The organism is Paenarthrobacter sp. TE3676 (assembly GCF_056279165.1).
Genome location: NZ_JBWBQU010000004.1, coordinates 181,778 through 207,880, shown reverse-complemented (window position 1 = coordinate 207,880; position 26,103 = coordinate 181,778). Strand labels below are relative to the sequence as shown.

The following is a 26,103-nucleotide window of genomic DNA, read 5'->3' as shown; positions in this document are numbered from 1 at the left end:
CCAGGCAGCAACACCAATTCCATCAAGGAGAAACATGTCCCGCTTCAAGTATTCCTACAACGCCATCGTCTACTACCAGGAAGACATCGCTAAAGGCATCGACCGTGTTGCCCGTTACGGCTACGACGCCATCGAACTGGTCGGAGAACCAGCAACACACAATGTCGACGAGATCAACAAACTCACCAGCGACGCCGGCATCGACGTCAGTTCCATCTGCAGCATCTGGTTTGGAGAAGAACGCGACCTGATCAACCCCAGCGCCGCCAACCGGCAGAAGGCCTTGGACTACGGCAAGTCGGTAGCCGACTTCGCCGCCGCCGTCGGAGCTCCGACCATCATTGTCGGGCCATCCCCGGTGGGCAAGACCGAAGCCCTGGCCAGCGATGAACAGGAATGGGAATGGGCTGTAGAGAATGTCCGCACGCTCGGCGAATACGCTGCCAGCGTCGGCATCAACATCACCCTCGAACCGTGGAACCGCTACGAGACGCATTTCCTGAACCGGCTCGACCGTGCCGTTGAACTCCTGGACGCCACCGGTCTGAAAAACGCCGGCGTGCACGGAGACCTCTTCCACATGAACATCGAAGAAGACACCATCCATGGAGCCTTCGCCCGCGCCGGCAGCAAGGTCAACCACGTCCACCTGGCCGACTCGAACCGGGCAGCCCCCGGCGTAGGACACATCGACTTCCGTCCGACACTGCAGACGCTGAAGGACATCAACTTCGACGGGTACCTGACCTTCGAACTTCTGCCCGCCGCGTCAAACCCCTTCGCCATGATGGCCCGTGGCGGCCACCTGGAGTTCCTGGACCCCTACACCGAAAAGGCCATCAACGAAATGAAGAAGCTGGAACAGGAGCTGTGGCCCAATGAGTAAATACCAATTCGGAGTCAGCACCTTCATCCTGGTCTCCCCGTTTACCGACCAGGACGTTGATCAGTTCGACGTCGCCAAGGAGATGGGCTACGACCTGATCGAGGTCTGCATTGAAGACCCTGCCGTAGTCAGTGCGGAAGCACTGAAAAAGGCCTCGGAGCGGACCGGACTGCCCGTGTCCATCTGCGGTGCATTCGGACCCGATCGCGACGTCTCACACGAAGACCCGCAGATGCGGCGGCAAGGCATTGACTACCTGAAACTCTGCGTTGACATCGCCCAAGCCGTCGGATCCCCCCACGTGGCCGGCCCGATGTACTCTGCCACCGGCAAGGCACGGCTCCTTCCCCCCGAGGAACGCTGGCAGCAGCGTCAGTGGGCGGCCGACAGTCTGCGTGAAGTGGCCGACTACGCCTCTGAACGAGGCGTCACCCTGGCCATTGAACCGCTCAATCGCTTCGAAACGGATCTGGTCAACACCGTCGAGCAGGGACTGGAACTCTGCGAATTGATCGGCCGGGACAACGTAGGCCTGATGCTGGACACGTTCCACATGAACATCGAAGAGAAGAACATCGCTGCGGCCATCACTTCTGCCGGTGACAAGGTCTTCCACTTCCAAGTGTCAGAAAACGATCGCGGAACGCCCGGCAGCGGTCACGTCCCTTGGTCCGAGACTTTTGACGCGCTGAAAACGATCGAGTACCAAGGTTCCATTGTGGTCGAATCGTTCCTCCCCACGGTGGCGGAAATCGTCAAGGCGGTTTCGCTCTGGCGGCCCGTGGCGCCGTCAATGGACGCACTGGCCAGAGATGGGCTCACCTTCCTGAGGAGGGAACTGCCGTGACTAAGACGCCCGGACGTGCTCCAGCAATCGTTGAAGCGCGTAATCTCGTAAAACTGTTTCCGGGCGTCGTCGCCCTCTCCGGCATGAACTTCGAACTTCATGCCGGGGAGGTGCACTGCGTCTGTGGTGAGAACGGGGCCGGTAAATCGACGCTGATTAAGACGCTCAGCGGGTTTTACACTCCCGACGAAGGGGGCGTGTACGTGGACGGCGAACTCATGCCCTCCAGTACAGCGGCCTCCAAAGCTGCCGGGATTGCGACCATCTACCAGGAGCACAACCTGGTCCCGGACCTGTCCGTGGCCGAAAATGTACTGCTGGGAAACTGGGGCGGACACAACGGCATCCTCTCCCGCCGCGAGATCCGCAAGCGGGCAAGGAAGGCTCTCGACCAAGTTGCACCCCACCTCAACCTTGATACACCCGCGATGGCGCTCTCAACGGTTGACGGTCAGATGGTGGAAATCGCGCGCGCCATAGCCCAGGACGCAAGAGTGATCATCATGGATGAGCCAACCACCGCCCTGACCGAGCAGGACGTTGAGAAGCTGTACAAGCTCGTCAACGAGCTACGGGGCAAGGGCTTGGCGATCATGTACGTTTCGCACAAACTGGAGGAAGTCTTCACCCTGGCCGACCGGATAACCGTCATCCGCGAAGGCAAGACCGTGGCCTCATCCGTCCCCGCGGGTGAGCTCGATGCCCGTTCTGTCGTGCAGCTGATGGTGGGCCGGGACGTGGACCTTTACGAGCATATTCCCCGCGAACGCGGTGAACTGGTTCTGGAGGCACGGGGTCTAGGCCGTGCCGGAGCGTTTGAGGACGTGAATGTTCGACTGCACGCAGGGGAGATCGTTGGACTGGCAGGCCTCGTCGGTGCTGGTCGGACCGAGGTTGCCCGGTGCATCTACGGGGCAGACAAAACAGACGCAGGAACCGTGGAGATCAACGGCCGGAGCCTACGCCTCCATGGTGCGTCTGACGGCATCGCCGCCGGCATAGCCCTCGTCCCGGAGGAGCGAAAGCTGCAGGCCATCATCCCGATGCTGTCCATCCGCGAAAACACCACCCTGACTTTCCTGAAACAGATCAGCAAGTGGGGCGTGCTGCAGAGGGGCCAAGAGAAGAAGATGGTGGGCGACTATATCAAGGAACTTGATGTCAGGACTCCGTCTGCGGAGACGCCGATACAGTCCCTGTCCGGCGGCAACCAGCAAAAGGTCATCATTGCACGCTGCCTGGCGAGCAATCCCAAGGTCCTCATTCTGGACGAGCCAACAAAGGGCATTGACATCGGCGCGAAGGCCGAGATCCATCGTCTGATCGAGCAGCTGGCCCGCAGAGGCGTAGCCGTACTCGTGATCTCCAGCGAACTCCCCGAGCTGCTGGAGCTGTCCGACAGAGTGATGGTCATGCGGTCCGGCCGGGTAGTGGCCGAACTGGATAAAGCACAAGCAACCAAAGAAAACGTCATCGCTTATGCCGCGGCGTAAGCGATCCGACCAGAACGGAAAGAATCATGCCCGATCAACAGACCCGGCCGTTCACCTTGTTCACCGGCCAGTGGGCCGACCTCTCGTTCGAGGAAGTTGCGCGCCTTGCCTCGGGCTGGGGCTATGACGGCTTGGAGATCGCCGTCTCCGGGGACCACCTGGACGCCTGGCGCTGGGACGAACCCGGCTACGTCGAATCCAAGCTCGCTGTCCTGGAGAAGTACAACCTGAAGGTCTGGGCCATCTCCAACCACCTCAAAGGCCAGGCCGTGTGCGACGACCCCATCGACTTCCGCCACGAAGCCATTGTGGGCTCGCGCGTCTGGGGTGATGGGGAGCCTGAAGGCGTACGCCAGCGCGCAGCCGAGGAAATGAAGCACACCGCCCGCCTCGCCAAAGCGCTCGGCGTGGATACCGTGGTCGGGTTCACCGGCTCCTCCATCTGGCAGTACGTGGCCATGTTTCCGCCTGTCCCGGAGAAGGTCATCGATGCCGGCTATCAGGACTTCGCTGACCGCTGGAACCCCATTCTGGACGTCTTCGATGAATGCGGGGTCCGCTTCGCCCACGAAGTCCACCCCTCCGAAATCGCCTACGACTACTGGACCACCGTCCGGACCCTCGAAGCGATCGGTCACCGGCCCGCTTTCGGCCTGAACTGGGACCCCTCCCACTTCATGTGGCAGGGCATCGATCCCGTGTCCTTCATCTGGGACTTCAAGGACCGGATTTACCACGTGGACTGCAAGGACACCAAGCTCCGTCCCACCGGCCGGAACACGGTCATGGGTTCGCACCTGCCGTGGGGTGACCCCCGCCGCGGCTGGGACTTTGTCTCCGCCGGACGCGGCGACGTTCCGTGGGAATCGTCCTTCCGGGCCCTCACCGCCATCGGCTACAACGGACCCATCAGCGTCGAGTGGGAAGACGCCGGCATGGACCGCCTCCACGGCGCCCCCGAAGCCCTCGCTGCGCTGAAGAAGTTCGACTTCCCGGCGTCGCAAACCTCCTTCGACGCCGCGTTCAACAGCAAGGACTAAACCGACGACCATTACGCCTAAGACTCCCGAAGGTCCGGGGTGTCTTACATTTAGGCCAATTCGGTGATGCCCCTGGTTTGGGCCTCCGCTCCTCGAAAGTTGTAGGGCGGAGGTCCAATCAGTTGACTACAGCGCCACGCTTTTGGGAGGCGGCGGACTTGAGGGAGTTGCTCGCCAACTCTCCGGATGATGGACACCATCGAATCATCTGTGCCGCCCCGCGCACAGCCTGACAAGGGCACATAGGAAGGGGGAGTACCCGGCCCAGCTTTAAGCGTCAGGCTTGCGTATAAGAGCATCCCAACCCGCTTGAAAGCCCGGCTCCGCCCCAGTGTTACAAGGAAGTCGATCTCCGCCAGACGTCCGGTCAGGCTGGTGGCGTGTGGACGCGAGCACGTTGGTCGTCCGAGGTTAACCTTGTGACCTTCCTGTCTCTGAGCATGAGAGCTTCGTGCTTTAAGTTCGATCCGCTACCCGCGAGTTTGATGACCTTTCGTTACTTCGTGCGTATGTTGCACGGGTCACATCTATTTGCTTCCAATGAGCTGGTGCCTTGATCCTTGCATGACCTAGTTTTTTAGCGCTTGTCAGAGCGTGCCCAATGGAGGACACAATTTATGACTAACGTTCTTTGGTTTTCTGAGCTTGGCTTGTCCGACCTTGACCAGGTTGGCGGCAAAAATGCATCGCTGGGCGAAATGGTCCGGAATCTCGCCTCTGCCGGAGTTAAAGTTCCGGGCGGATTCGCGACGACGGCGGACGCTTACCGGCGTTTTTTGGCGGAGTCCGGGTTGGATGCCCGGATCGAAGGTGTCCTGGAAGGCCTGGACAGCAGCGACGTCACTGCTTTGGCCAAGGTCGGCCAGGAAATTCGCACTTTGATTCGTGAAACACCGTTCCCTGCCGGATTCGAAGAAGACATCCGGAGCGCTTATGAACGCCTGACCCAGGAGCATGGTGGGGATGTGTCCTGGGCAGTGCGTTCCAGTGCCACGGCAGAGGACCTCCCTGATGCCTCGTTCGCCGGGCAGCAGGAGACGTTCCTGAACATCCGTGGCATCGGGAACATCCTGCTGGCCATCAAGGATGTCTTCGCTTCCCTGTACAACGATCGGGCCATTGCTTACCGCGTGCATCACGGCTTCACCCATTCTGAGGTGGCGCTTTCGGCTGGTATTCAGCGGATGGTGCGTTCCGACGTCGGCGCCTCTGGCGTGATGTTCACCATGGACACCGAAACGGGCTTCACGGACGCTGTGTTCATTACGTCCTCGTATGGGCTGGGGGAGGCCGTGGTCCAGGGTGCTGTGAACCCTGATGAGTTCTACGTCTACAAGCCGGCCCTGGCAGCCGGGCGGCCGGCCGTGCTGAAGCGCGGTCTGGGGGAGAAGGCCGTGCAAATGGTCTACACGGATTCGGACGAAGTGGGCCGGACCGTTGATTTCGTTCCGGTGGCACAGGATCTGCGGAGCCGTTTCAGCCTGACCGATGCAGAGGTCCAGGAGCTGGCCCGGCACGCGATAGCCATCGAGGCACATTATGGCCGTCCGATGGATATCGAGTGGGGTAAGGATGGCGTGGATGGTGAGCTCTACATTCTGCAGGCTCGTCCGGAAACCGTCGAGTCCCGGAAGGCCGCTGGTACCACGTCCCGGTACACGCTCACGGAACGTTCCACTGTCTTGGTGGAAGGCCGGGCGATCGGTCAGCGGATCGGTGCCGGGCAGGTTCGGGTGCTGTCCTCGATCGATCAAATGGCCTCCTTCCAGGAGGGCGATGTCCTGGTGGCGAACATGACGGATCCGGACTGGGAACCGATCATGAAGAAGGCCGCCGCTATTGTCACTGACCGTGGCGGACGGACCTGCCACGCCGCCATTATTGCCCGGGAACTGGGAATCCCCGCCGTCGTCGGTACAGGGTATGCGTCCCAGATCCTCAAAGACGGGGCCCCGGTCACGGTGTCCTGCGCTGAGGGGGAGGCCGGGCTGGTCTATGAGGGTTTGCTGGAGTACTCGTTGCACGAGACCAGCGTGGAGACCATGCCGGAAGCTCCGGTGAAGATCATGATGAATGTGGGTACCCCGGAACAGGCGTTCAGTTTCTCCCAACTCCCCCATCACGGCGTGGGCCTGGCCCGCCTGGAGTTCATCATCAACCGGCAGATCGGCGTCCACCCCAACGCCTTGTTGGCGGTGGCAGGTGAAATCGAGCGCCCGGCTGCCTTGGATGACTACACCGTCCGGCTAATCCAGGAAAAGACCGCCGCTTACGACGGTCCCCGCGATTACTATGTCCGCCGCCTGGCCGAAGGCATCGCCACCATCGCGGCGGCGTTCGCGCCGGAACCGGTCATCATCCGGCTCTCGGACTTCAAGTCCAACGAGTACGCCAACCTCATCGGTGGTCCGGCTTTTGAACCGGAGGAGGAGAACCCGATGATCGGGTACCGTGGCGCGTCCCGGTACCTGTCGGCGTCCTTCCGCCAGGCGTTCGAACTCGAATGCGAAGCTCTGAAGTACGTCCGCAACGAGATGGGCCTGACCAACATCAAGCTCATGGTCCCGTTCGTACGGACCCTGGACGAGGCCCGCGGTGTGACCGAACTCCTCGCAGCCAATGGACTCCGCCGGGGCGAGGACGGGCTGGAGATCGTGATGATGTGCGAACTTCCGGCCAACGCACTCCTGGCCGATGAGTTCCTGGAGCACTTCGATGGTTTCTCCATCGGCTCCAACGACCTCACCCAGCTCACCCTGGGACTGGATCGTGACTCTGCCTTGGTTGCTGAAGGCTTCGATGAGCGGAATCCGGCTGTGACCAAACTGCTGGAAATGGCGATCACGGCGTGCCGCACCAAGGGCCGCTATGTGGGGATCTGCGGCCAAGGCCCCAGCGACCACCCGGACTTTGCCGAGTGGCTGCTCGGACAGGGCATCAGTTCGATTTCGCTGAACCCCGATGCCGTGACCGAGACCTGGCTGCGCCTGGCCCGTACCACCAGTACCACGGTCTAAATGGCAGACCACACCACCGCGGGGGCGGGCTCCGTGCCTGCCCCCACGGTGTTCTTCCTTTCCGACAGCACCGGGATCACCGCCGAAACGCTCGGCAACACGCTCTTGACCCAGTTCCCGGGCCAGCGGCTGGAACGGCGGACCATCCCGTTCATCACCACCGTCGTGCAAGCGCGTGAGGTGGTGGCACTGATCGACCGGGTCGCGGAGGCCGGATCCCTGCCGATCGTCTTTTCCACTGCTGTGGGGCAGGACATCCGTGCCATCCTTTCCCGGAGCCGCGGGCAGTTCTTCGACTTGTTCGGCACGCATATCGGACAACTCGAACAAACCCTTGGTGCGCAGGCCAACGGCAAGCCCGGCCAGGCCCACGGCGTGGGTGACGCCGTCCGCTACCAATCCCGCATGGCCGCCGTCGAATACGCGATAGAGCACGACGACGGTCAGTCGCTTCGGGCGCTCGAACGCGCCGAGCTGATACTCATCGCCCCGTCGCGGTGCGGGAAAACTCCCACCACCATGTACCTGGCGCTGCAGCACGGCATCCTCGCCGCGAACTTCCCCCTGGTGGAGGAAGACTTCGACACGATGACCCTTCCGAAACCCTTGCTGCCCTTCGCAAGCAAATGTTTTGGGCTGACCTCCCAGCCCGTCCGCCTCAGCCAGATCCGGCAGGAACGCCGCCCGGGCAGCAACTACGCCTCACTGAATCAGTGCGCTTTTGAGCTGCGCAACGCCGAGGACATGTACCGGGCCAACGACATCCCTTACGTCAACTCCGCGTCAATGTCCGTGGAAGAAATATCCGCCACTGTCCTCCAACGCATGCGCCTGCACCACTGAGCGGTGACGGACCCGGATCCGGTTGGAGTCCCACCTTCGGCACGTCAAACCCCCTCGTCACAGGTGTACATTCTGCTTGGTCAGGTGCCTTCGCTGGCTCCTGACGGGGGTTATGAGTTCCTCACGTGGCTCGACCGGTAGGTTGTGGTTGCCCCGCACCTCTTCTTGGTCGAGGCTGCGTACATTGTCCACCCTCACGGCCCACTCCGACATGAGACTGCAGCAACTACGGGTCTCGGCCAGTTGTCCAAATGGGCACCGCTCAGTTTGCGGGTGTTATCGAGCCCTTCCTTGGTAAGAAGCTATTGACAGTATGTGAAAGAACAGCGGGGTGAGCACAATGTGTGCACACCCCGTCAGCCGAGATCCGGGATGAGCAGGACTTTGCAGGCGTCTCCGGTGAGGAGTTCTACGGCTTCGTCGATTTGGCTGAGTTTCATGCGGTGGGTGATGAGCCAGTCGAGGTCCAGTTTTCCGGAGTCCAGTAGCAGCAGGCTCTGCTCCCAGGTTTCCCAGAGCCGGCGGCCGAAGATGCCGCGCAGTGTGATGCCCTTCTTGTTGATGTACGCCGCAATGTCAACTTCCGCGGGGCGGCTGGGGTGTCCTACGGTGATCACAGTGGCTTCGCGGCGGACGGCTTCGAAGAGGGTTGCCAGTGTCCCTGGTGCTCCGGAACATTCAAAGGCGACGTCGAATCCGCCGCGGCGCCCGGTCAGCTCGCGGCAGCGTTCCACGATTCCGTCGTTGGGGTGCAGTGCGGTTGCGCCGAGTTTTTCGGCCTGTGCCCGGCGGTAGGGATTGGGGTCGACGGCGATCACGTGGGAGGCGCCCATGAGTAGAGCAAGGTTTACCACCACGAGGCCCACAGGTCCTGCTCCGCTGACGAGCACTGCCCGGCCTGCCACGGAGTAGTTGGCGCGTTGGATCGCGTGGACTGCCACGCCGGCAGCTTCAAGGAGGGCGCCGGATTCCAAGGACAGGCCGGTGGGGAGTTTGACGCAGATGTCCTGCGGCACGGCGGCGTATTGGGCGAACACGCCGTCGATGTGCATGCCAAGAATGCCTGTGCGTTCGCAGGTGTGCGCGTCTCCTGTGCGGCAGGGGAAACACTGGCCGCAGGTCAGGTGGCTTTCGAGGGCAACCTGGTCGCCGACTTTGAGGCCGGTGACGCCAGGGCCGATTTCGACGACGGTGCCCGCGCCTTCGTGGCCGAGGACGACCGGAAGGTTGAGGTTGAAGGCCTGGGCGGAGGGGGTCCATTCGTAGAGTTCGCGGTCGGTGCCGCAGAGGGAGGCTGCGCCGACTTCGATGACGACGGAGCCCTCTGTTGCTTTGGGGTCGCCGGCGTCGGTGACGTATGAGACGCCTCGTTCGGCTGCGTTTTTGACTACTGCCCGCATGGGGGCCGCCTTTCGTTGGTTCTGGTGATGAGTTTTTTGGGGGGAGACAAATCAGTGGGGGAGTTGCCCGGCGAATCGGCGCAGGATGTCTGTGGGGCCCACCTGACCACCTTTGAGCAGGAGCCTGCACCCACCGACTGCGGAGCCATCGTCGGCCTGCAGGATGGGTCCGGCTGTGACGAACTGGTCCACGACGCGTAGCTGGCTTACGCCCATGGCGATGAGTGCGTGGCTGGAGGTGTCTCCGCCACAAACGGCGATGTCGTGGGTGAGGCCGGCTGTGGCCATCCGGGCGGCGATACCACCGATCAGTGCGCCGACGTATCCGGGGTCGGCCGGTTTGGCTGCTCCATACCGGGGGTCTTCGGCACCCCTGGTGGTGTGGACGACGACGTTGCGGCCCAACTGAAGGGCCTCTGAAACGTGCCGGTCCAGCGCGGCCAGGGCTCCGGCGTCGTGACCCTGTAGTAGCTCCGCGGAAACAGGCGCGTCCTCCCAACCGTGGGAGACGGCGTCGTTGATTTGTTCTGCTGTGGTGCTGGAGGCCGAGGCACTGATGGCCAGCACGGGTCCTGTTGGCTGCTGCGGTCGAGGCGCGCGGGGAGCCTGGTCCGAAACAGACCGCGCCAGGGCGGCCATGATTCCGCCGGAGCCAACAACAATCGAGGGCCCGTGGCCATGGCCCTCCTGGGTGAGGGCTTCGGCGACGGTATCCATGTGTTGTTCGTCCACGGCGTCAACCACGAAGGCCTGCGCGTCGTGGTCTCGGCGTCGGTCTGCCCAGGCGTCCTTGAAAGTCCCGTCGTCATAGGAGGGTAGGTGGATAGCGTCCGGTTCCGGAGAACTGCCTAGCTGTTCGGCGAGCACTTGGCGCAGGTCGGCTTCGGCCATGGGGGTGGAGGGGTGCCGGGACATGACGGGGTGGCGGTCCAGCCGGTAGGTCTTGCCGGCGTAGCTCGCGTAGTGGTTGCTGAAGGCCGTGAAGCGACCGAACCCGGGCTGGGCCGGCACTACGGGGATTGGGCCGTGGAGGGGGAACTGCTGATGCAGCAATTGAATTCCGCGGCCGATGCTGCCAACGGTGGGGGAGCTGTCGAAAGTGGAGCAGACCTTGTACAGCAGCACTTCCAGGTTTTGTTGTGCAATGGCGGCAAGGTCACGGGCTACCAAGGCGTCGAACGCATCTCCGGCCAAGGACCTGGCGGGCCCTGCGATTCCGACGACGTCCGCATTGGTGGGCAGCGGTGAGTCACCTATGACGAGGACGGCTTCCAGCCTGTAGCGGTGGGACTGGGCCAGGACATCGGCGGCTCCCGTGAGGTCGTCGGCGACGAAACCGAAGGCGGGCATCTTCAGGCACCTTTCCCGAAGGTTTGGACTGCGTGCAGGAGGGCGTCGTCCCCGATGTGGGAGCGTTTGCGTGCCGCTTCCTGCAAAGGTACGCCGGCTACAGCAGCTTCCCAGGCTTGGCGCAGGCTGCGCACCCCGGCCCCGGGACCATCCGGATGGGCGGCGACGCCGCCGCCGGCGAGCATCATGAGGTCCGTGGAGCCTACGGCCTCGAAAGTGGGCCCTGGGGTGGTGACGTTTTGGCCCGAGGACAGGACGGGCAGAGGTGCGACGGTCTGTCCCAAGGGTTGGAGCAGGCTGCGGATGTTCGCGGCGACTTCTTCGTCCAGTTCGTAGAACTTGCTTCCGAGTCCGCTGGCGTGGAGGTGGTCCGCGCCGGCGAGGCGTGCCATCTGCTGCCACACCCGGTAATCCATGCCGAGGCCCTTGGACCGCATCGACGCAGCGAGGCCGGCGCGGTGGCCGTGGATGGGAACTTCGGCGAAGCTGCGCAGCAGGGCCAATGAGGGAAGGCCCATGACCGGGATGTTCAGCATCACGCACCGGCCGCCGGCTTCGACCACCAGGTCATGGCGTCTTTTGAGGCCGGCGAGGTCCCCGGTGATGTTGAAGGCATACATGGTGGAGTGGCCGGTGACCTGCTCTGCGGCACGGATTTCTTCGGTGGCGACAGCAACACGGCGTTCCAAGGAAAGGTACGCGGGGTCGGTCATCAACTCGTCGTCTTTGATCAGGTCGATGGATGCCATGGCCAAGTCCCGCACCACGAGCCGGAATTCCTCTTCCGAAAGCCCGACGTTGGGTTTGACGATGGTTCCCACCATGACGCCTTGGACGTCGCTGATGAGTTTGCGCGTCCCCTCGATGCCGAAAGCCGGGCCGGGATGGGCGGCAACAAAGTCCTCGGGGAGGGCGATGTCCTGCAGCCTGCAAGCGTAGAGATCGCCCAGTTCGAAGAGGTTGCCGGCGATTGCGGTCTGGAGGGTGGCCAGGTCGGTGCCGATATTTTCCATAGGGAACTCGACCGTGACGAGGGCTGCGCGGACCTTCTCCGGGGTGGACCGTGACGGCAGTGAGGGGCGGCAGAAGCCGAGCTCTTGGACCTCTGAGATGCGGGCGGCGTGCCGCTCACGGATTCGGGCTGACTCGCCGGGCACCGGCATGAACGTGCCGCTGGATTGTTCGCCCGCCATGATGGCTGCGGCTCTTGCAGGGTCGATTTCCGACTCCAGGTAGTAGGTGCATCGCACCGAGCGCGGATCGCGCATGGTTTCTCCGTCCGTGAAGGGGATGTACAGGAAATGGTTTAGACGGCTGCTGGGACCGGATCGGCGGGCTGGAGACCACCGGCCCGCTTCAAGGCCCAGGAGGCGACGATCGGGGCCAGCAGAGCTGTCACCAGAACGGCCGTGGCGGCCTGGGCTGACGCGGAAGCAACGAAGGGTTCGAACCTGGGGTCTGCGACGGCGACTACCGCAGGAACGGCGACTGCGTTGCCGGCCGTGGTGCCGGCCGCGAATCCGATACCGCTCTTGGAACCGCGCCGGAGGATGAACCGATACCCGAGATACGTCAGGCCGCCGGTGAAAACCACGACGATCAGGCCGAGGAAGATCCCGGCGAATCCGCCGGTGAGCACGGTTTTCAGGTTGATGCCCGTGCCAACAGCGAAGGACATGAAGGGGATCACGATGTTCGGAACATGGTCCAGGGCCTTCGTCCACTCCCGGTCAACGGCGCCGATGAACAGGCCGATGATGAACGGGATCAGTGCCGCGGCGAAGGCGAGCACGGGAATATCGCCCAGCCCTGATGCGCCCAGGAAGATCAGGGCCAAGAACGGCCCATCGTCAAAGGCGCTGGCCACGTACGCGCCGGTGTCCCTTTCGTCGCCGTACTGGCCGGCGAAGGCCAGCCACAAGGCGCCATTGCTGTTACCAAAGATCGCCAGCATGGCCAGGATCGATACCCCTGCAATGCCATCGATGCCGACTACCAGGCCCAGGATCACGGCAATGGTGGCCGGGATCAAGGTCTTGCAGACCAAGACAACCGTGGTGGTGGATGCGGCGGCCTTGCCGCTGTGGCTTCCGGTGATTTGGGCTCCGGTGGCCAGGATCAGCACCGCGATCAGCGTCAGGGCCCCGTCCTTGAAGAGCGCCGTGGTGAAACCGCCAATTTTCAGGGCTTCGGGCGCAAAAGTGTTCATCAGTACGCCCAGCATGAGCGGGATCAGCATCATGCCGGCGGGCACCTTCTGGAGGAAGGCAAACATTGGTAACCGAGAACGCCCGGACCTCAAATGCATTTGCGTCATTACTCGACCTTTCTACGCCATTGTATGTTTCAGCCGACGGATCAAGTCCGTACAATTAGTACGTACATTACATGTGCGCTGGATCACCCGTCAAGGGTGAGACGAGGCCTGGGCGGGCTATGATGTGCTCGAACGCCAAAGGAGTCAGTGTGAGTGTGCAACCCACCGGGGGAGAGCCCCGGGAACGGTCCAACGGCCTGAACCGTGCGGAAGGGCCGCCCCTTCATGCGCAGATCCGGGACATTCTTCACCGGCAGATCCTGGACAGGCCTCTGCTGCCCGGTTCTCCGCTTCCCACTGAGGAGGAACTCCAGAAACAGTTCGGCGTCTCACGCAGCGTTGTGCGCCAGGCGTTGTCCGGACTTTCAGACCTCGGACTGATCCGCCGCCAACGCGGCCGGGGCAGCGTGGTGGCCGCCGCTCCGGTCCTCCGAAGGCATCTGCAGCAGGCCGGAGGACTTGACGAACAAGCAGCGGCACACGGGCAGCGCTTGCGAACCCACGTCATCTCCGTGGAACACACCACACCGCCTGAGTCGGCGGTAGAGGCTCTAAACACCACCAACACTTGGAAAATCGAACGCATCCGCTACCTGGAAGAGACCCCGGTGGCGTTCATGCGCACCTGGGTTCCCCGCGACCTCTTTCCGCACTTCACCAAGGAGTTGCTGGAAAACGCATCACTTCTTGGCCTCATGCGGGAGCACGGCTATCACCCGGCAGGCGGACCTCGGCAGGTTCAGGCAGTCGCGGCAGATGCCGACCTTGCGCAAAAGCTCGAATCCAATGCCCGCGAACCCCTGCTCCTGCTGCAGGGGGTAACCAGTGACGCGCTCGGTCATGGCCTCGAATGGTTCAACGTCTGGCACAGCCCCAACACCGTCTTCGACGTCGACGCACAGGTAACCTCACAGCCAGGACGCGTGTCGCAGGATCACATCAGCCGCCTGCGGAGCCTGACCCGGCAACTTGAATCCGAACTGGCAGAGATTGAACGAGGTGCCCGCTAAGGAAGCGCCGGCGTACGCCGCATCGCCCAGATGTGGCGAAGCCGTGGCTGGGCTCTGTGTCGAGAGCGAATTGCATGTACTGGTGTGCTTTGGAGCCTCGCCCTCCCGGCGGAGTCCTCATCGGTGGGGAAGTCGTTGCGTTCAAGCATTGCTGTCCAGAGCTCGTCCACCAGTGAGCACGCGCTGGCAGGGAAACGGGATACTCACCTCAAGGGATTCGGCTGGGGCCGATGTGTGCCGTCGCTGACAACGCCGCCGCCAACCACGGTGAACGTAAATCCACCGAATGCCCCAAGCGAACCAAGTGCGGCTGAAGTCACTGACCTCATGGTCTCTCATATCCAGCAAGAGCCGATTGATGCCCGGTTCAGAGGGCGTCGCGACGGTCTATCCGACAAACGGCGAGAGTCCTGCTGAGTCAAGCAAGGTGACCGCCGCCATCCAGGGGTGAAGCGTCCCTGCGGAAATCGCGTGCGGGTTGTACACTCTGCACGAAGGGCAAGCGGCCTAGGCTTGGGATCCTGTTCCCGTCCTGCCTCGGGCACGGCATACCCCCTCGTTAGAGGAGGTTTCTGCCTTAAGGTGCCGGCTTGTGCCTAGCCGCCGGTTGGCCTGTTCAGTTATGGGCGAGCGGGCTCAGGGTCTAAATGACAGGCTTGATCATGAGTTGTGCCCAAGCCCGAAGCGACTCATGCGCCACCGTGCAACCTGATATTGCCGCTCTGCGCCCACTTGCGGCGCGCTGCACGTTTTACGGCAATTCCCCCGATTCCGCGGGAGCACGCGCATAGGGTGCAGACTTTAGTACATGAACATGACCGGGGGACGTCGGGCAGCGCTAACGCGGGAGCAGGCTTCGTCAGAGACGATGACTATGGAAAGCGGTGCGTATGGCGAGGCAGTCCGGGCAGTCCGGACGGGTGAAATCAGCGCGGACGAAGCGGCGAACCAGCTGATAGACCGGATGACGGATGGGGAGATTCTCGGCCTGCTCGACGGCGACTCGTCCAGGTGGGTGCTCCCGTTCATTCCCGCTCTGCTCGACAGACGACCGTTCGTGGCCGGGGCGGTCGCGCGGCTCGGTATACCGGGTATTAGGTTCAGCGACGGTGGCCGCGGTGTTGTAATCGGCGCCTCCACGGCTTTCCCGGTGACGATTGCGAGGGCAGCGACCTGGGATCCGTCGCTGGAGGAACGCGTTGGAATCGCTATCGGTGCGGAAACCAGGGCGCGGGGAGCAAATTACTCCGCGTCTGTCTGCGTGAATCTCCTCCGCCACCCTGGGTGGGGTCGGGCGCAGGAGTGCTACGGGGAAGATCCGGTGCTCACCGGCCGGATGGGATCGGCCCTCACCCGGGGCGTTCGCACGCACGTGATGGCCTGCGTGAAGCACTTCGCGCTCAACTCGATGGAGAACGAGCGCTTTGAGGTGGACGTGGCGGTGGACGAACACTCCTTGCACGAGGTGTATCTGCCGCACTTCAAGGCGGTCGTTGACGCCGGCGCGGACTCCGTCATGAGTTCTTACAACCGTGTGCGAGGCGAGTACATGGACGTCAACCGCGCCCTGCTCACGGACGTTTTGAGGCACGAGTGGGGATTCTCCGGGTTCGTGACGAGCGACTGGGTGTTCGGCACCCACGATGCGTTAATCAGCCTGGAGGCTGGAATGGACGTGGAGATGCCGCTCCGGCTGCTGCGCGCCCGCGAACTGCCAGTCGCGCTGCGCAACGGTGACTTGGCCCGCGCCACAGTGCTGCAGTCCGCACGCCGTATTCTGCGCACGTGCGTGCAGCATGCCGCGACCCGGGAATCAGCGGCCCCTACCCGCGGCGTCATCGCCTCTCCGGCCCACCGGGCGCTTGCCCACGAGGTCGCGGCGGAGTCGATTGTCCTGCTGAAGAACGAAGCCGTCGGCGCGGCGCCGCTGCTGCCGTTGGCTCCCGATACCCGGCATCTCGCCGTGATCGGACGACTAGCGGCACGAGCGAACCTCGGCGATCATGGCTCCTCCCGTGTAAGGCCCCCTTCCACTGTCTCGCCGCTGCAGGGCCTGCGTGAGGCGCTTCCGGACGTCAGGATCACGACCACGAACGGTCGGAACGAACGCCGTGCGGCCTCGTTGGCTGCCGCGGCGGAGACGGCGATCGTCGTCGTCGGCCTGGACCAGCACGACGAGGGCGAGTCCGTCGTCACCGGCGGTGTAGACGTGGGCGTGCTCGGACGGGAGTTCCGCTCAGGCCCTCTCCGTCGGGTTCTCATCGGTCTTGCACACCTGGCCTCCCGCTTCGTCCGAGGCGGCGACCGCAGCTCGCTTAACTTGCGCCCCTCGGACGAGCGGCTCATTCACGCGGTCGTCGCCGCGAACCCCCGGACCGTCGTCGTACTAATCAGCGGCAGTGCAATCCTCACGGAAACGTGGCGAGACCGCGTGCCAGCTCTCCTCCTCGCTTGGTACGGGGGTATGGAAGGCGGCCGCGCGCTGGCGAGCGTGCTGACCGGCAGCGAGGAGCCCGGCGGACGTTTGCCCTTTGTGCTGCCAACGGACGTCGCGCACTTACCGTTTTTCGACTCCGCGGCAAAGTCCGTTGTCTATGACGACCAATGGGGTCAGCGCCGGCTCGACGGCAAGGGGCATACGCCCGCGTTCCCGTTCGGGTTCGGTCTGGGCTACACCACGATCGAGCATCGGCTTCTCCACCATTCGTTCGACAACACAGGTGGCCATGCGGACGTGCTCGTAACGAACACGGGCGACCGCAAAGGTTCCACCGTTGTTCAGATCTACGCGGCAGATGCATCGCTCCGCAGACCTGTGGCTCAGCTTCTGGGCTTTCGGAAGGTGACCCTTCAGCCCGGTGCGGAGACCTCCGTGCGGATAGGTTTAGATGCGGCTCCCACCCTGCAGCGCGATCCGACGACACGGTGCTGGTCTTCCCGTGCGGGGGAGTGGGCGCTGCTCGCCAGCCAACACAGTCCGGTCAGCTGGGAGAACGCGGTCCACTTGCGACGCACAGAGGGTCTGATTGACGAGGCAGGTACCTCGGACGGCCAGCAGGCCTGATGCCGAAAGAGGGCCCGGCCAGTTACCCGTGAAGGTCGCGGAATGGTGCCAACGGCCCTTCGACACGGACAGGCAGCGCGTCGTCGCCCCGAAGCATAGCGCGGAGCAACCGACGCTCCTCCCAATGGAGCAGCAGGGTCGCTTGGCCTGGCCGCAGCACCAAGTCTCCGTCCGACGTAGCGTACCGCTTCTGCAGGTCCGCCAATTCCTCCTCTTGCAGCAGTGCAACCGTGCAGCCTGAAGCCTGGTCGACCAGGCGGACCAAAGAGGATGGCCCCGTGAGGTCGGTCGCGACGAAGCGCTGCTCGCTGGCGGCAAGAATAGTCCTTTGCGCCGCCCGCGTCACGACCAATGGACGGGATGGCCCGCCCAGCAGGTCGTTTAGAACGTCGGCCGCGGCGTCAGGGCGGCCTGTCCTCTGCGCCGCCGCCTGCATCATCTGTAGGCGGCCGGGCTCGCGCAGTACCTCATCGATCTTCCAGCCGATTGTTGCGGCGGCGTTGCAGCGGACGGCCGCGCCCTGCTCCATGAGGTAATCCCCGTTGCGCACTTCCTGACCAGGGATCGGATTCACAAGAACCATGGGGAGCCCCGCAGCCATGCACTCCGACGCCGAGAGCCCGCCGGGCTTGCCCACGAACAAGTCGGCGCGCTGCAGTAGCTGCGGCATTTCGGTCGTGAAGCCAAGAACGCTGTAGCGGTCGCCAGCCGGCGCCACGAGTGCCTCAATGCGCTGCCGCAACGCAACGTTGTGTCCGCACACGACTGTGGCCGTGAACGCCGAGCGCATATGCATCGTCTGCCGCACCACCGCGACAGCGTAGTCGCCACCGGTGGCGCCCGCCGAGATGAGCAGCATGGGCGGCTTGTTGGCATCGCGCACGGGCGCTGGACTGAGCTGTTTGTTAATCGGGATTCCCGTGGCAGCGATACGGTCGGCAGGAAGGCCGAGCGCCATCAGCTCCACCTTTCCTTCCTCCCTGGCCACGAAGATCTTATGGAACGCGCCCGAGAGCGACAAGCCTTGGAAGTCGTAGTCGGTGGTCACCACAGCTGTCTTCGCGTCGACCACGCCGCGAAGAAGCAGCGAGGCCAACAACTGGGCAGGGAGGAAGTGCGTGCACACAATTGCGGTCGGTCGGAAGCGCTTGATGGCACTGACGACCGGGCTGGCGTTCACCCGCGTCCAAGGGTCGATCGGGCCACGCCGCCGGAATGGCGGGTTGCTGATGTCATAGCCCCACTCGACCAGCCAAGGCAGGTCCTCCACCAGGACGAAATAGCCCTTTCCCAGCAGTGCGCGGTAGAGCACGCTGCTCACCTGCAGCACGTCCAGCACCTGCACCTCGGCGACGTCAGCGCGTGCGGCACATGCTTGCTGCACCGCCGCCGCGGCGCTGTTATGCCCCGATCCAACGCCTGCTGACAAGATTAGTACGCGCTCCCCTCTGGCCGTGCCTGAGCCCCGTGCCGACGTTGTGCGCATGAGGAGAGGCTAGCAGGCTGCATCTCCTTGGGGCGGGAGTAGCTGTGGACTTCTGGGCCGCGGAGCCCAGCAGCTTTTCTTCCGGGATCAGGCAGTGGTGCCGCCAGTAGCGTCAGATGGTTGTCAGGGCGTGTTTGGCGCTTTCGACCAAGACGTGGGTGTTGGCTGGCACATGAACTACTTCCCCATCAATCTGACAAGGAATGGGGTTCCGCGTGGTGAAGGCATAACTGCTCACACTGGGCTGGCGTCCGAGCCCCAAGGTGACCGCGCGCAGGGTCATCAAGGCTATCCTCCAGCGTCCGGAGTGGGGCAGGGTCACAACTTCGAATTGACCGTCATTGGGGTTGTTCTTCTCGCTCACGGTTCCGTACTTGGCCATGCGTGAGATGTTTGCCAAGACCAGGCTGTCGAACTGTGCGGTTGCACCGTCTGCGCGCTCGAGCTCAAACGGCTTCAGGCTGGAGAGCGTTCTGGTCACGGAGAGAAGCTCAAGTATTTTGCCTTTCCCGCCCTTTTCGATGCCGATTGCCATTAAGGGGGTCAGCCCAAACCCTATGTACGAGTGGGCATACTGGACCCGCTGTCCTCTTTCTCCCGTTAGTGTGACGCGCAGCAGATCCATTCGACGGACAGAACCTTCACGGATCGCCTCCGTCAGCTGCCTTAACGGCATGCTCCTGAAGTGGTCGTTGGCGTTACCCGCCGGGAGCACGGTGCACACCGCACGCGTTGAAGAAGCGTCCATCACCCCGTTGACGACCTCGTTGTACCCTCCGTCCCCGCTGATCGAAATGAGGAGCGGAGATCCGGTCGTGGCCGCTGAACGGGCAAGATCGCGGGCGTGCCCCGCGAACGCCGTCGGCAGCGTCTCAACCGTCAAATCGGGCAGCGCGGCGAGCAGTTCCTGCTCAAGGGAGGCGATCCGCGTTCCCATGCCGGCTCGGTCCGGATTGAAGATCAGGACCACCCTGTCGAAATGTGGCGCAAGAGCGTCACTCCCCACGTCTGCCCTCCCAAAGCCCCTTGCAACCACCGGTCTCGCCCGTCCGTGCGAATAGATCCAGCTTAGGCGTCTCTGGACCACTGGTTCGGGTTTGCATGGAATCCGGTGGACGTATTACTGTCTTGCTACTAAACCGGTATGGGCGACAGAAGCCCGGAGAGGAGGAGCGCATCACCGCTGACCCAATCCAAGCACCACGTCCCATTTCCGTTGAAAGCCCCTTCCGGGGGGCTTTCCCTATGTCTGACAGTAATTCGGGGGCGAAGGGTATCGTAAGCATGCTTATGATATTCGGTAGTTGGATGTCCCGACAGATTCGGTCGGGGTCTTGGTTCTCTGTCGTTGTGAGGAGTAGTCCATGGTCAGCTTTCGGCCCCTGGCCCGCATCGCCGCGGTTTTGACCACCCCGCTTGCGCCGGAAGACGTTCTGGCCCTGTTCAATCCGGTGTATTCGTCCCGGCAGTTACGCGGGATCGTGACCAGGGTCGTCCAGGAAACTGCGCAGTCGGCCACTATTTTCTTCCGTCCCGGCCGCGGCTGGCACTCCCACCTCGCGGGCCAGTGGGCGAGGATCGGCGTCGATCTCAACGGGGTCCGCCAATGGCGTTCCTATTCATTGAGTGCGCCGGCGGGCAAGGATCCGGCCATCACCGTCACTGACGTCGGGTCCGTGTCAGGGACCTTGGTCCGGAAGACCAAGGTTGGTGACGTCCTTTTCCTGGCTCCGCCTCAGGGCGACTTTGTCCTCCCGGAGCACCCCCGTTCACTCCTCATGCTCACTGCGGGAAGCGGCATCACACCCGTCATGTCGATGATTCGGACACTTGTCCCAAGCCGCCCCGACGCAGACGTTGTGCTGATCCATTCCTCCCGCGACGAAGGTGACAGTATCTTCCGCGAGGAACTGGCTGAACTTGCTGATCAATTTCCCAATTTCCGTTTGGTGCAGTGGCACACCAACGGCCGTGGCCGTTTGAACTTCACATCCACGGCCGTCCTGGAAGAGGTCTGCCCGGACTGGCGCGACAGGGCAGCGTATGCGTGCGGCCCTGAGTCTTTCCTGGATGACGCCGAAGCTATGTGGAACCACGCAGCGTTGACTGCTGTGGCCACATCAGGCGAGGAAACCAATGGTGGAACAGGGCACGGCTCGCTCACTATCGAACGATTCAGCACCGAGCTCCTGGGAGGCGAAGACAGCGAAGGTGGCGTGGTCACGTTCGAAGCTTCCGACCGCGAGGTTATGGCCGACGGCGGGGTCCCCATCCTCGATGTCGGCGAGGACGCAGGGGTGCTGATGCCCAGCGGCTGCCGCATGGGCATTTGTCATAGCTGTCTGACTCCTTTGCTCGCCGGAAGGGTCCGCGACCTTCGCACCGGCGAGATTCATGGGGCGCCCGGGGAACTCATCCAAACCTGTGTCTCGGCAGCCGCCGGGCCCGTCAACCTCGAAATCTGAGGAGTACAACCGCATGTCAGTAGTTTCAGCCAAAAGGTCCGCCGCCGCCGTCGAACCCAAGACACGTCCTGGTGCGCTTGCCGATGGGGGCAGGCCCACGGTGCGGCCACCGGCAGCCGCACATCTGAGCGACGAGCAAGTGGCCCAGCTGGGCCGTGAGCTCGATGCGATCCGTGACGAGATCCTTGCCAAGCGGGGCTCCAGCGACGCCGCCTACATCAGGCGCATGATCAAGATCCAGCGAGGGTTGGAAATCTCCGGTCGTGCCGCGCTACTTGTAGGCAGGAACAAGGCCGCCTGGTTCACCGGCACAACACTCCTCAGCGTGGCAAAAATCCTGGAAAACATGGAACTTGGCCACAACATCCTCCATGGCCAGTGGGACTGGATGCGCGACCCCGACATCCACTCCACCACGTGGGAGTGGGACTTCGTTACCCCGTCGCGGTCGTGGCAGCATACGCACAACGATCTCCATCACCGCTGGACCAACGTAGTTGGCAAAGACCGCGACGTCGGTTACAACCTTTTGCGCATGGACCCCGATCAGGAGTGGAAGCCCTTCAACCTGGGAAATCCTCTCTACAACGCCTTGCTTGCACCCGTTTTCGAATGGGGCATCGCCATCTACGACTTGGAGATCCCCGAGTACAAGGAAGGCCTGAAATCCAAGAAGGCCATGAACAAGGACCTCAAAGCGCTGGGGCGGAAGGCACTTAAGCAGTTCGCCAAGGACTATGCAGCCACCCCGGCTCTGGCCATGCTGTCGGGTTCAGGGAAGCAAGCCCTCTATGGCACGCTCGCTGCCAATGCCATCCGCAACGTCTGGGCCCATGCGGTCATCTTTTGCGGCCACTTTCCCGAAGGAACGGATACGTTCACCGAGGAAATGGTGGAAGGCGAGACGCGCGGCGACTGGTATGTGCGTCAGATGATCGGCTCCGCCAACATCTCGGGGCCGCGGTTCATGCACCTCATGACAGGGAACCTGTCGCACCAGATCGAACACCACCTCTTCCCGGACCTTCCCTCCAACCGCTACGCCGAGATCGCACCCAAGGTCCGCGATATCTGCGAACGTTACGGCCTGAAGTACACCACCGGACCGTTGCCGAAGCAGGTCGGCTCCGCGTGGGCTAAAGTCTTCAAGCTTGCCCTGCCCCCAAGGCAGGCAAGACGTTAGCCCTAGTGCCCCTAAAACAGCGGCCAAGGCACCGCAGGCATCCCACCGCTCGGAGCGGGGAACCGCCCTGCCAAACGCAACCGGGCGCAGCGGGTGGCCAGTGATGCGATTTCTTCGGCGCTTAGCAGGCCGGCCAGGTCCCGGCCGAGCCCGCCGTGCAGTCCGTCGGCAACGCGATCGATGCCGTCGCGTTCCTCGGCGGTGAGCGGCTCTCCCAGCCATCCCCATAGCACGGTGCGCAGCTTGTGGGCTTGGTGAAAAGTGAGCCCATGGTCCACACCGTGGCGGTGCCCGTCCGTCATGGCGAGGATGTGGTCGCCTTTGCGGTCAGCGTTGTTCACGATCATGTCGAAGACTGCCATGCGTCGGAGTGCTGGCGTATCTTCGTGAACCAGGGCGACCATCCGTCCGTTCTCATCTTGTCCTTCGAGAACGTGTTTCCAGCCTGTCGCGGGCACTTGGTCCGTGGCAAGCAGGTTCACGGCGCGTTGGGCCGGGTCCTGATCCTGCCAGAGCTGCACCATTCCGTCACCGAAGGGGCCATCGCGCAGCCACGTGCGTGGAACGATGTCCCAGCCGGAGACCTGCGACACCAAGTAAGCGGCCACCTCACGGTGGGCAAGGGTGCCGTGCGGAAAGTCCCCCAGCGGACTTTCGCCTGCTATCGGCTTATAGACGACTTCGACGTCGCTGATGCTGCCTAGGAATGTAGCGTTCGAAGCCGTGGTGATGCGCCCGGTGAGGGTCAGCTCGGCGGTCACCAGGTCCGGCGTCGGCATCAGACCTCAGGAAGGGTGCAGATGTGCCCATCGGCGTCCATGGGGTAACCGCAACTCGAACACGTCGGACGCCCGGCCTCCACGATCTCACGGGTGCGCTTGGCGAATGCTCGCGCGGTGCCGACCGGCATTCGCACCAGCAGCATCTCGTTGGCGTCGTCCTCATCGGGCGATTCGTCGTCGTCATCCGCATCGACATCGGTGATGGGATAGGCCTCAATGACAACCTGGGCGGTGGTTGGATCCCAACCCAGGCTCATGGCGCCGGCGCGAAATTGCTCCTGAACGGCTTCCAGCGGGTCGTTGTCGACAAGCTCTATGGGAGTACCTGTGGGAACGCTGAAGGGGTTGCCCTCGGCGGTGATCAGTTGGTCGAGAATATCGTCGATCTTCTCCGCGAGCAGGGCCGACTGCTGCTTCTCCAAGGCAATACTCACGATCTGCTTACCTGCGCGCACCTGCAGGTAGAACGTTCGTGCCCCCGGGAGGCCAATGGTGCCAACTACCACCCGATCAGGCCAGGCAAACTCGTGAACACGTGTAGGCATGTCAGTATTTTAGGCACATATGGTTCATGGCGCGGTCTGCCCTGCACCGCCGCCGACCGGCGCATCGCCCGATTGGATGCCGTTCGACAGCCATGACAGGTCACCCGCATCGGTGTTGGTCGCGTAAACGCTCGGCCGGCTGGGGCCGTAGCGCACGATCGACACGGATGCAGGGCCCACGTTAATACGCTGGAACAGGTCAAGGTGCATGCCCAGCGCGTCGGCGAGGATGGCTTTGATGATGTCACCGTGGCTGACGGCCGCCCACACCGCCCCGGGCCCATGCTCGGCTTCGAAAGCTGCATCGTGGCGTCGGATCGCTGCCACGGACCTGGCCTGCATCGCTGCCATGGATTCACCGCCGGGAAACACGACGGCGGACGGTTGCGATTGCACTGCCGGCCACAAGTCCTCGGAGGCAAGATCAGTGAGCGTACGGCCCTGCCACAGGCCGTAGTCGCATTCGGTGAGATCCATATCGATGGGTGCGTACGGCGCGCCAGCCTGACGATCAAGGATGAACTGGGTTGTCTGTCGGCAACGCTCAAGAGGGCTCGACACCACCCCGACTAACGGCACGGCTGCGAGCCGGTCTGCCATCAGACCAGCCTGTTCGCGCCCGATCTGGTCGAGGCTGACACCGTCGGCCCGACCGGCCAGCAGTCCAGTGGCATTTGCTGTGGTGCGGCCGTGCCGCACGAGAATAACTGTGGCCATCCACCCAGCCTAACCACCCGTACGACGGCGGTGTGAACGGTTCCGCGCCGGGCGTCGAACTGGCACGTCGAACTCGTTGTACGTGGTCGGAAATCGGGGACTACAGTGGTTGTATGGCTGCAAGCCGCAATCCGCTCGATGACCTGCGCGAAACCGTAGGCCATCTGGCCAACCAGCTCAAGCTGTCAGGTTCCGAGCGCGTCGACGACCTGATGGGCGATTTTATCGGCGCGAGGCCAGGGCCGGCCCGGCCGCTATCGGAAGTAAAGGCGGAACTTGACGCGCTCGTCGGGCTGGAGACCGTGAAGGAACAGGTGCGGGCCCTTGTTGCCCTGCTCCAGGTCCAGGCCCGCCGGAAAGCTCACGGCCTCCCGGAGGTGGCCACATCACAGCATCTGGTGTTCCTCGGAAACCCGGGCACAGGCAAGACAACCGTGGCGAGGCTTCTGGCCGAGATGTACCGCGCGGTGGGCCTCCTGCAGAAGGGCCACTTGGTGGAGGTCGACCGTTCGGGCTTGGTGGGGCAGTATGTCGGGGCGACCGCCATCAAGACGGACCGGGTGATCCGGCGTGCGCTGGACGGTGTCCTGTTCATCGACGAGGCCTACGCGCTGGCACCGGAGGATGGCCGAATGGACTTCGGTCCCGAGGCGATCGAGGTCCTGCTTAAGAGGATGGAGGACCATCGCCACCGCTTGGTGGTGATCGTGGCCGGGTACCCGCGGCTGATGGAGTCCTTCTTGCTCTCCAACCCCGGGCTGCGCTCTCGGTTTGCCCGCGAGATTACGTTCCCCGACTACTCAGTCGATGAACTCCAGACGATTTTTCACCAGATGCTGGCCCAGCACGAGTACACACTGGAGCCTGGTGCGGACCAGATGTTGCGTCGCATCCTCGCCGGGCTCCACGCTGGTGAGGACTCGGGCAACGCCCGGTTCGCCCGTACGCTGTTCGAGCAGGCGCTCAACCGACAGGCGCTGCGTCTGTCACGCGACGAGGACCACAGTCTCGATGCGCTCGATCGCGATGCCGTCATGACGCTCACGGCGGACGACGTCGTTGAGGCAGCCCTGGCCCTGGGCGAGGAACCGGAGCCGGAGCTGGAATCGACGCTGGAACCGGAACGTTCACGCTGGTGGCGCTGGCTGGCCTGATCCGATCCAAGGGGTGACAGGGGCGCCCGTGAAACCCGGACGCCCCCTGGTTTTAAAAGTCGACCGCGGCCCCCGCGGAGGCAACGGCATGGTCATTTTCTACCGTGCTTCCGCTGACGCCCACAGCTCCAACTACATGGCCGTCCTTGCTGTACAGGGGAACGCCGCCGGGGAACGTAATGAGTCCTCCGTTGGATACTTCGATGTTGAAGAGGGAACCCCCGGGCTGGGAGAGTTCGCCGATCGAACCTGTTGGCATATCGAAGTATCGGGCGGTGCGTGCCTTCCGTATTGCTATGTCGATGCTTCCCAACCATGCACCGTCCATCCGGGTAAAGCCCTTGAGGTTGGCGCCTGCATCCACGACAGCGATATTCATTGCCGTTCCTTGTTCCAGTGCAGCCTTGGCGGCTGCCGCTAGAACTGCTTCTGTCTGGGCTTGGGTGATGTCAGCCATAGTTTCTCTCCTTTGAGAAATGTACTTCGAATGGTTTCTATCTGTCG

21 protein-coding genes are annotated in these 26,103 nt (G+C 62.9%); 11 read left to right on the top strand and 10 right to left on the bottom strand.

What is annotated here, in order from left to right:
• The first annotated feature begins 34 nt into the window (after positions 1-34).
• The 6 genes from ACZ881_RS11560 to ACZ881_RS11535 all read left to right on the top strand — a co-directional run bounded on the left by ACZ881_RS11560 (position 35) and on the right by ACZ881_RS11535 (position 8,126).
• Positions 35-886 carry a sugar phosphate isomerase/epimerase family protein gene (locus tag ACZ881_RS11560; RefSeq protein ID WP_014921700.1) on the top strand — a complete coding sequence of 284 codons (852 nt, stop codon included), beginning with the start codon at positions 35-37 and terminating at the stop codon, positions 884-886.
• Entirely contained in the window at positions 879-1,733 is an 855-nt protein-coding gene (locus tag ACZ881_RS11555) for a sugar phosphate isomerase/epimerase family protein (RefSeq protein ID WP_476115431.1), read from the top strand. The genes ACZ881_RS11560 and ACZ881_RS11555 overlap by 8 nt, the downstream gene beginning before the upstream one ends.
• Complete coding sequence (locus ACZ881_RS11550; protein WP_476115428.1) at positions 1,730-3,226, top strand: sugar ABC transporter ATP-binding protein; 1,497 nt, start codon at positions 1,730-1,732, stop codon at positions 3,224-3,226. The genes ACZ881_RS11555 and ACZ881_RS11550 overlap by 4 nt, the downstream gene beginning before the upstream one ends.
• 26 nt (positions 3,227-3,252) lie before the next feature.
• The gene (locus ACZ881_RS11545) at positions 3,253-4,266 is read left to right on the top strand and encodes a sugar phosphate isomerase/epimerase family protein (RefSeq protein WP_476115425.1); all 1,014 of its coding nucleotides are present in this window, start codon (positions 3,253-3,255) and stop codon (positions 4,264-4,266) included.
• Positions 4,267-4,883: 617 nt separating this feature from the next.
• Complete coding sequence (ppsA, locus tag ACZ881_RS11540) at positions 4,884-7,283, top strand: phosphoenolpyruvate synthase (protein WP_476115423.1); 2,400 nt, start codon at positions 4,884-4,886, stop codon at positions 7,281-7,283.
• A complete protein-coding gene (locus ACZ881_RS11535; RefSeq protein WP_476115420.1) occupies positions 7,284-8,126 on the top strand; it encodes a pyruvate, water dikinase regulatory protein in 843 nt (280 codons plus the stop codon).
• A gap of 356 nt (positions 8,127-8,482) precedes the next feature.
• On the opposite strand, the gene ACZ881_RS11530 is transcribed toward ACZ881_RS11535, so the two are convergent.
• Genes ACZ881_RS11530 through ACZ881_RS11515 form a run of 4 tightly spaced genes read right to left on the bottom strand, consistent with a single transcriptional unit; the run spans position 8,483 to position 13,151 of the window.
• Entirely contained in the window at positions 8,483-9,526 is a 1,044-nt protein-coding gene (locus tag ACZ881_RS11530; RefSeq protein WP_476115417.1) for a zinc-dependent alcohol dehydrogenase, read from the bottom strand.
• 51 nt (positions 9,527-9,577) lie between these two features.
• Positions 9,578-10,876, bottom strand: coding sequence for a four-carbon acid sugar kinase family protein (locus ACZ881_RS11525; RefSeq protein ID WP_476115415.1), 1,299 nt, complete (start codon positions 10,874-10,876; stop codon positions 9,578-9,580).
• Between the two features lie 2 nt (positions 10,877-10,878).
• Positions 10,879-12,144 (bottom strand): RuBisCO large subunit C-terminal-like domain-containing protein, encoded by a 1,266-nt coding sequence (locus ACZ881_RS11520; RefSeq protein ID WP_476115412.1) that lies wholly within the window; start codon positions 12,142-12,144, stop codon positions 10,879-10,881.
• Between the two features lie 38 nt (positions 12,145-12,182).
• Entirely contained in the window at positions 12,183-13,151 is a 969-nt protein-coding gene (locus tag ACZ881_RS11515) for a 2-keto-3-deoxygluconate permease (protein ID WP_286176212.1), read from the bottom strand.
• A 191-nt stretch (positions 13,152-13,342) separates the two neighbouring features.
• On the opposite strand from ACZ881_RS11515, the gene ACZ881_RS11510 reads away from it, so the two are divergent.
• Positions 13,343-14,203 carry a GntR family transcriptional regulator gene (locus ACZ881_RS11510; protein WP_476115408.1) on the top strand — a complete coding sequence of 287 codons (861 nt, stop codon included), beginning with the start codon at positions 13,343-13,345 and terminating at the stop codon, positions 14,201-14,203.
• Between the two features lie 808 nt (positions 14,204-15,011).
• The gene (locus tag ACZ881_RS11505; protein ID WP_476115405.1) at positions 15,012-17,267 is read left to right on the top strand and encodes a beta-glucosidase; all 2,256 of its coding nucleotides are present in this window, start codon (positions 15,012-15,014) and stop codon (positions 17,265-17,267) included.
• 22 nt (positions 17,268-17,289) lie between these two features.
• Here the strand turns inward: ACZ881_RS11505 and ACZ881_RS11500 are convergent, their stop codons facing one another.
• Together ACZ881_RS11500 and ACZ881_RS11495 are read right to left on the bottom strand one after the other, a co-directional pair.
• Complete coding sequence (locus ACZ881_RS11500) at positions 17,290-18,753, bottom strand: MGDG synthase family glycosyltransferase (RefSeq protein WP_476115403.1); 1,464 nt, start codon at positions 18,751-18,753, stop codon at positions 17,290-17,292.
• Positions 18,754-18,865: 112 nt separating this feature from the next.
• Positions 18,866-19,759: a diacylglycerol/lipid kinase family protein gene (locus tag ACZ881_RS11495; RefSeq protein ID WP_476115401.1), complete on the bottom strand. Its 894-nt coding sequence runs from the start codon at positions 19,757-19,759 to the stop codon at positions 18,866-18,868.
• Between the two features lie 358 nt (positions 19,760-20,117).
• Here ACZ881_RS11495 and ACZ881_RS11490 point away from each other — a divergent pair, with 358 nt between their 5' ends.
• Both ACZ881_RS11490 and ACZ881_RS11485 read left to right on the top strand, forming a co-directional pair.
• A complete protein-coding gene (locus ACZ881_RS11490; protein ID WP_476115398.1) occupies positions 20,118-21,218 on the top strand; it encodes a ferredoxin reductase in 1,101 nt (366 codons plus the stop codon).
• A gap of 13 nt (positions 21,219-21,231) precedes the next feature.
• A complete protein-coding gene (locus tag ACZ881_RS11485) occupies positions 21,232-22,401 on the top strand; it encodes a fatty acid desaturase family protein (RefSeq protein WP_476115395.1) in 1,170 nt (389 codons plus the stop codon).
• 11 nt (positions 22,402-22,412) lie between these two features.
• Here the strand turns inward: ACZ881_RS11485 and ACZ881_RS11480 are convergent, their stop codons facing one another.
• The 3 genes from ACZ881_RS11480 to ACZ881_RS11470 are packed head-to-tail and all read right to left on the bottom strand — an operon-like array spanning position 22,413 to position 24,445.
• Positions 22,413-23,180, bottom strand: coding sequence for an SCO1664 family protein (locus ACZ881_RS11480; protein WP_476115392.1), 768 nt, complete (start codon positions 23,178-23,180; stop codon positions 22,413-22,415).
• On the bottom strand, positions 23,180-23,728 hold the full coding sequence (locus tag ACZ881_RS11475; RefSeq protein WP_474660461.1) for a DUF3090 domain-containing protein: 549 nt from the start codon (positions 23,726-23,728) through the stop codon (positions 23,180-23,182). Before ACZ881_RS11475 ends, ACZ881_RS11480 begins: the two co-directional genes overlap by 1 nt.
• Before the next feature lie 24 nt (positions 23,729-23,752).
• Positions 23,753-24,445 (bottom strand): histidine phosphatase family protein, encoded by a 693-nt coding sequence (locus ACZ881_RS11470; protein ID WP_476115390.1) that lies wholly within the window; start codon positions 24,443-24,445, stop codon positions 23,753-23,755.
• Positions 24,446-24,558: 113 nt separating this feature from the next.
• Between ACZ881_RS11470 and ACZ881_RS11465 the strand changes: the two genes are divergently transcribed.
• Complete coding sequence (locus ACZ881_RS11465; RefSeq protein WP_476115386.1) at positions 24,559-25,599, top strand: AAA family ATPase; 1,041 nt, start codon at positions 24,559-24,561, stop codon at positions 25,597-25,599.
• 52 nt (positions 25,600-25,651) lie between these two features.
• On the opposite strand, the gene ACZ881_RS11460 is transcribed toward ACZ881_RS11465, so the two are convergent.
• The gene (locus ACZ881_RS11460; RefSeq protein WP_476115382.1) at positions 25,652-26,056 is read right to left on the bottom strand and encodes a GlcG/HbpS family heme-binding protein; all 405 of its coding nucleotides are present in this window, start codon (positions 26,054-26,056) and stop codon (positions 25,652-25,654) included.
• Positions 26,057-26,103: the final 47 nt, after the last annotated feature.

What these genes read in the sequence shown, in the direction of transcription:
- ACZ881_RS11460 (WP_476115382.1), bottom strand. Translation starts at nt 26,056, where the DNA reads ATGGCTGACATCACCCAAGCCCAGACAGAAGCAGTTCTAGCGGCAGCC.
- ACZ881_RS11490 (WP_476115398.1), top strand. Translation starts at nt 20,118, where the DNA reads ATGGTCAGCTTTCGGCCCCTGGCCCGCATCGCCGCGGTTTTGACCACC.
- ACZ881_RS11545 (WP_476115425.1), top strand. Translation starts at nt 3,253, where the DNA reads ATGCCCGATCAACAGACCCGGCCGTTCACCTTGTTCACCGGCCAGTGG.
- ACZ881_RS11560 (WP_014921700.1), top strand. Translation starts at nt 35, where the DNA reads ATGTCCCGCTTCAAGTATTCCTACAACGCCATCGTCTACTACCAGGAA.
- ACZ881_RS11465 (WP_476115386.1), top strand. Translation starts at nt 24,559, where the DNA reads ATGGCTGCAAGCCGCAATCCGCTCGATGACCTGCGCGAAACCGTAGGC.
- ACZ881_RS11535 (WP_476115420.1), top strand. Translation starts at nt 7,284, where the DNA reads ATGGCAGACCACACCACCGCGGGGGCGGGCTCCGTGCCTGCCCCCACG.
- ACZ881_RS11480 (WP_476115392.1), bottom strand. Translation starts at nt 23,180, where the DNA reads ATGCCGACGCCGGACCTGGTGACCGCCGAGCTGACCCTCACCGGGCGC.
- ACZ881_RS11505 (WP_476115405.1), top strand. Translation starts at nt 15,012, where the DNA reads ATGAACATGACCGGGGGACGTCGGGCAGCGCTAACGCGGGAGCAGGCT.
- ACZ881_RS11525 (WP_476115415.1), bottom strand. Translation starts at nt 10,876, where the DNA reads ATGCCCGCCTTCGGTTTCGTCGCCGACGACCTCACGGGAGCCGCCGAT.
- ACZ881_RS11500 (WP_476115403.1), bottom strand. Translation starts at nt 18,753, where the DNA reads ATGCGCACAACGTCGGCACGGGGCTCAGGCACGGCCAGAGGGGAGCGC.
- ACZ881_RS11475 (WP_474660461.1), bottom strand. Translation starts at nt 23,728, where the DNA reads ATGCCTACACGTGTTCACGAGTTTGCCTGGCCTGATCGGGTGGTAGTT.
- ACZ881_RS11520 (WP_476115412.1), bottom strand. Translation starts at nt 12,144, where the DNA reads ATGCGCGATCCGCGCTCGGTGCGATGCACCTACTACCTGGAGTCGGAA.
- ACZ881_RS11555 (WP_476115431.1), top strand. Translation starts at nt 879, where the DNA reads ATGAGTAAATACCAATTCGGAGTCAGCACCTTCATCCTGGTCTCCCCG.
- ACZ881_RS11485 (WP_476115395.1), top strand. Translation starts at nt 21,232, where the DNA reads ATGTCAGTAGTTTCAGCCAAAAGGTCCGCCGCCGCCGTCGAACCCAAG.
- ACZ881_RS11470 (WP_476115390.1), bottom strand. Translation starts at nt 24,445, where the DNA reads ATGGCCACAGTTATTCTCGTGCGGCACGGCCGCACCACAGCAAATGCC.
- ppsA (WP_476115423.1), top strand. Translation starts at nt 4,884, where the DNA reads ATGACTAACGTTCTTTGGTTTTCTGAGCTTGGCTTGTCCGACCTTGAC.
- ACZ881_RS11515 (WP_286176212.1), bottom strand. Translation starts at nt 13,151, where the DNA reads ATGTTTGCCTTCCTCCAGAAGGTGCCCGCCGGCATGATGCTGATCCCG.
- ACZ881_RS11530 (WP_476115417.1), bottom strand. Translation starts at nt 9,526, where the DNA reads ATGCGGGCAGTAGTCAAAAACGCAGCCGAACGAGGCGTCTCATACGTC.